We start from the raw sequence: 3,815 nt of genomic DNA, 5'->3' as shown, positions 1-3,815 counted from the left end.
GCCAGCGCGCTTGACCTTACGCTGCACCGCCATGCGAGCAGCCTCGATCTGTCGCGCCGTGACGTGACCCCGACCGAGGCACTGCAAACCGTAATCACCAAAGGACACCTCGCTGCCACGATAGGCCAGGCCCCTGGTCTTGCCTTTTTGCTGCTTGCGGTATTTGGTGCGCTTCGGTGACAGCATGGCGGTCTCCCTGGCTCAACGTGCGGCCGTAGCCTGCTGGAGTCGGCGTCCCCTGTGTCGGAGCACTTCGCCCTTGAACAACCAGACCTTGATGCCGACGGTGCCCTGCGGAGTGTGCGCGGTGGCCACGCCAAACTCGATGTCCGCCCGCAGTGTGTGAAGCGGCACACGACCTTCGCGGTAGCTTTCCTTACGTGCGATCTCGGCACCTCCCAGGCGTCCTCCAGCATGCACACGGATGCCCTTGGCTCCGAATTTCATGGCTGTCGATACAGCCTTCTTCATCGCGCGCCGGAAGGCCACTCGCCGTTCGAGCTGAGTCGTGATGTTCTCAGCAACCAGCTGTGCGTTGGTTTCCGCTTTTCGCACCTCCTGGATGTCGATAAAGAGCTCGTTTTGCGTGTGCGCCTGCAGCTCCCCCTTGAGCTGCTCGACCCCGGCACCGCGTTTTCCGATGATGATACCCGGACGTGAGGTCGAGATGACCACCTTGACCTTACTGGCAGCGCGCTCCATCTCGATCGAAGCGATGCCCGCGTGTGAGAACTTCTGCTTGATGGCATTTCGAAGACGCAAGTCCTCATGCAGCCAACGGGCGTACTGCTTGTCCTCGTACCACTTCGAGGTCCAACTCTTGATAACCCCCAGCCTGAAACCATGCGGATGTGTCTTCTGTCCCACGTCTAGCTCTCCTCGGCGCCTTCAACGTCGTCGATGACGATCGTGATGTGACTGGCGCCCTTCTCGACTCGCGTGGCACGCCCTTGAGCCCTGGGACGCCACCGGCGCATGAAACGAGTCGACGCCTTGTCGGCGTAGGCATAGGTCACGACCATCCGATCCAGATCCACGCTTTCGTCCTCTTGGCGCGCGTTCGCGATAGCGCTGTCAATAAGCTTCGCTACCAGGGGTGCCGCGGCCTTGCGGGTGAAACGCAGGACGTTCACGGCGTCCGCTACGTTCCTGCCGCTCACCAAGCGCGTCACTATTCGCGCCTTGCGAACGGAGATTTTTGCGTGGCGTAGTGTGGCTCTTGCTTGCATAGCGCTACCAGGTTGGCGCCTTCTTACAAATCAGCGCTTTCCAGTCTGTGGATTGATCTTCTTGCCGCCTTTTCGGTCTGCTGCGTGGCCATGAAACGTGCGCGTTGGCGCAAACTCACCGAGCTTGTGGCCCACCATGTTCTCGGTTACGAAAACGGTCACGAACTTCCGTCCATTGTGCACCGCGAAGCTCAGGCCCACGAAATCGGGCGTGATCGTCGAACGGCGTGACCAGGTCTTGATCAGCTTGCGGTCGTTATTGCGCCTCGCCGTCTCGATCTTCTGGAGGAGGTGATCGTCGACAAAAGGGCCTTTCTTGACAGAACGCGCCATGTGCTTTGACCTCTCCGGCCCCCGAGGACCTACTTCTTGCCCCGCTTGCGCACGATAAGGCGATCGGTGCGCTTGTTGCTCCTGGTCTTCAAACCCTTTGCGAGCTGACCCCAAGGCGAGCACGGGTGACGGCCGCCTGAGGTGCGACCTTCCCCGCCACCCATGGGGTGATCCACGGGATTCATCGTAACACCGCGGTTGTGCGGTCTGCGACCGAGCCAGCGAGCGCGGCCGGCCTTGCCCCACGAGACCCGTGCGTGTTGGATATTCGAAACCTGACCGATGGTGGCCTTGCAGGCCACATGTACCGTGCGGACCTCGGAAGAAGGCAACCGGATCTGCGCCTGATTACCTTCCTTCGCCATCAGCTGCGCCGCGGTCCCTGCCGAGCGCACGAGCTGAGCCCCCTTGCCGATCTTCAGCTCCACGGCATGGATCAGGGTGCCCACGGGGATGTACTTCAAAGGCAGGGCGTTGCCAGGCTTGATGTCGGCATGACGCGACGAAACCACCTCGTCTCCCTTGCGCAGGCCATCCGGTGCCAGAATGTAGCTCTTCGTTCCGTTCCCGTAGTGCAGCAGCGCGATCCTCGCGGAGCGGTTCGGGTCGTATTCGATGCCGGCGACCTTGGCAGGCACGCCAACCTGGCCCCGTCTGAAATCGATCTGACGGTAGCGGCGCTTGTGCCCGCCGCCCCGAAAACGGCAGGTTACTCGGCCAAAGCCGTTGCGGCCGCCGGTAGACGGCTTTGCGCTCGTCAACGGCCGGTGGGGCCGCGCCGTCTCGATGCCCGAAAAGTCGGCAACCTCGAAATAGCGTCGAGCCGGTGAGGTGGGCTTGAAGCGTCGAACTGGCATGCTCAACCTGCCTCGAGTAGATCGATCGACTCGCCCTCGGCGAGCGAAACCAAGGCCTTCTTCCAGTTGCGTCGCTTGGCGTAGCCACGCCCCATTCTTCGCAGTTTGCCGCGCACGTTCAGCGTTCGAACCTGCTTGACCTTGACGTTGAACAGCGCCTCGACCGCGCTGCGGATTTCGATCTTGTTGGCTCCACGATCGACCTCGAACAGGTACTGGTTCTGCGTCTCGCGCAGTCGGTTGCCCTTTTCCGTCAAGACCAGCGGGCGCTTTATGATGCGTTCCGGTTCCATGCGCTATTTCCGGTTGCCCGTTGCCCGAGATTCCAGTGCAGCCACAGCGCCCTGGGTCAGAACCAGGTGCGGGTGCCGTAGCACGTCGTACACGTTCACGCCCTCCGGTGGCAGGTAGTCGTGGCCCTGCAGATTTCGCACGCCGAGTGCGAGGGGCTGGTTGCCCTTCGAGTCAACGAGCAGCGATCCGGCAAGTACGTCAAGCCTGCCGAGGATCTGTTCCAGCACCTTGGTCCTACTCTGGCTCAGCGAGAGGTCGGAGACCACCGTGAGCCGGCCTTCCTGCAGTTTGAGCGACAGCGCGCAACGCAAGGCACCGAGGCGCATCTTGCGCGGCGGCCGGTAGGCGTAGCTACGCGGTCGCGGCCCATGCGCTTTGCCACCTCCAACATAAATGGGTGCGCGGATCCCTCCGTGCCGCGCCCGGCCCGTCCCCTTTTGGCGGTAGAGTTTTCGGGTCGAGCCGGCCACCTCGGCGCGACCCTTGGTGCTGGCGCTTCCAGCGCGCCGGCTGGCCAGCTGCGCCTTGACCACCTCGTAAAGCAAGACTTCACTGACCGGCGCCCCGAACACGTGGCTCGAGAGCTCCAGCTCGCCGACGCTGGCGCGTTCCAGATTGTAGACGTTAACCTTCGGCATGGCTTACATCAGGATCGAATCTCGACATCCACGCCCGCGGACAAATCCAGCTTCATCAGGGCGTCGAGCGTTTGTTGTGTGGGTTCGAGGATATCCAGGAGACGTTTGTGGGTTCGTATCTCGAACTGCTCGCGGGACTTCTTGTCTACATGCGGTCCCCTCAGCACCGTATACTTGTTGATGCGAGTCGGAAGCGGAATGGGACCGGCCACGCGCGCACCGGTCCGCTTCGCCGTATCGACAATCTCGCCGGTCGATTGATCCAGCAGGCGATGGTCGTAAGCCTTGAGCCGGATCCTGATTTTGGTCGTGGGACTCATGCTTATTCGACGATCCTGGTGACGACGCCGGCTCCGACGGTGCGGCCGCCCTCGCGGATGGCGAAGCGTTGTTGTTCTTCGAGCGCCACTTTGCTGATCAGCTCGACGGTCATTTTCACGTTGTCGCCGGGCATGACCATCTTG

The 3,815-nt window shown here is 61.8% G+C and carries 9 protein-coding genes; all 9 read right to left on the bottom strand.

The annotated features are described in order from the left end of the window. Positions 1-186, bottom strand: a 186-nt coding sequence (locus MJD61_06540; GenBank protein MCG8554933.1) for a ribosomal protein L16, incomplete at its 3' end; no start/stop codon positions are given. 15 nt (positions 187-201) lie between these two features. Continuing rightward, complete coding sequence (rpsC, locus tag MJD61_06535; protein ID MCG8554932.1) at positions 202-867, bottom strand: 30S ribosomal protein S3; 666 nt, start codon at positions 865-867, stop codon at positions 202-204. A gap of 2 nt (positions 868-869) precedes the next feature. Beyond that, positions 870-1,172 carry a 50S ribosomal protein L22 gene (rplV, locus tag MJD61_06530; GenBank protein MCG8554931.1) on the bottom strand — a complete coding sequence of 101 codons (303 nt, stop codon included), beginning with the start codon at positions 1,170-1,172 and terminating at the stop codon, positions 870-872. Positions 1,173-1,259: 87 nt separating this feature from the next. Continuing rightward, positions 1,260-1,562 (bottom strand): 30S ribosomal protein S19, encoded by a 303-nt coding sequence (rpsS, locus tag MJD61_06525; protein ID MCG8554930.1) that lies wholly within the window; start codon positions 1,560-1,562, stop codon positions 1,260-1,262. 29 nt (positions 1,563-1,591) lie between these two features. Then, complete coding sequence (rplB, locus tag MJD61_06520; GenBank protein ID MCG8554929.1) at positions 1,592-2,419, bottom strand: 50S ribosomal protein L2; 828 nt, start codon at positions 2,417-2,419, stop codon at positions 1,592-1,594. A gap of 2 nt (positions 2,420-2,421) precedes the next feature. Beyond that, entirely contained in the window at positions 2,422-2,712 is a 291-nt protein-coding gene (locus MJD61_06515; protein MCG8554928.1) for a 50S ribosomal protein L23, read from the bottom strand. A 3-nt stretch (positions 2,713-2,715) separates the two neighbouring features. Continuing rightward, entirely contained in the window at positions 2,716-3,351 is a 636-nt protein-coding gene (gene rplD / locus MJD61_06510; protein MCG8554927.1) for a 50S ribosomal protein L4, read from the bottom strand. Between the two features lie 8 nt (positions 3,352-3,359). Next, positions 3,360-3,671 (bottom strand): 30S ribosomal protein S10, encoded by a 312-nt coding sequence (gene rpsJ, locus MJD61_06505; GenBank protein MCG8554926.1) that lies wholly within the window; start codon positions 3,669-3,671, stop codon positions 3,360-3,362. 2 nt (positions 3,672-3,673) lie between these two features. Further along, positions 3,674-3,815, bottom strand: a 142-nt coding sequence (tuf, locus tag MJD61_06500; GenBank protein ID MCG8554925.1) for an elongation factor Tu, incomplete at its 5' end; no start/stop codon positions are given.

The sequence above is a fragment of the Pseudomonadota bacterium genome (assembly GCA_022361155.1).
Lineage (GTDB): Bacteria > Myxococcota_A > Polyangia > Polyangiales > JAKSBK01 > JAKSBK01.
This window is presented reverse-complemented; position numbering and strand designations above follow the sequence as displayed.

Excerpts from the sequence above, each read along its gene's own strand:
- rplD (MCG8554927.1), bottom strand. The coding sequence starts at position 3,351 with ATGCCGAAGGTTAACGTCTACAATCTGGAACGCGCCAGCGTCGGCGAG.
- rpsJ (MCG8554926.1), bottom strand. The coding sequence starts at position 3,671 with ATGAGTCCCACGACCAAAATCAGGATCCGGCTCAAGGCTTACGACCAT.
- MJD61_06515 (MCG8554928.1), bottom strand. The coding sequence starts at position 2,712 with ATGGAACCGGAACGCATCATAAAGCGCCCGCTGGTCTTGACGGAAAAG.
- rpsS (MCG8554930.1), bottom strand. The coding sequence starts at position 1,562 with ATGGCGCGTTCTGTCAAGAAAGGCCCTTTTGTCGACGATCACCTCCTC.
- rplB (MCG8554929.1), bottom strand. The coding sequence starts at position 2,419 with ATGCCAGTTCGACGCTTCAAGCCCACCTCACCGGCTCGACGCTATTTC.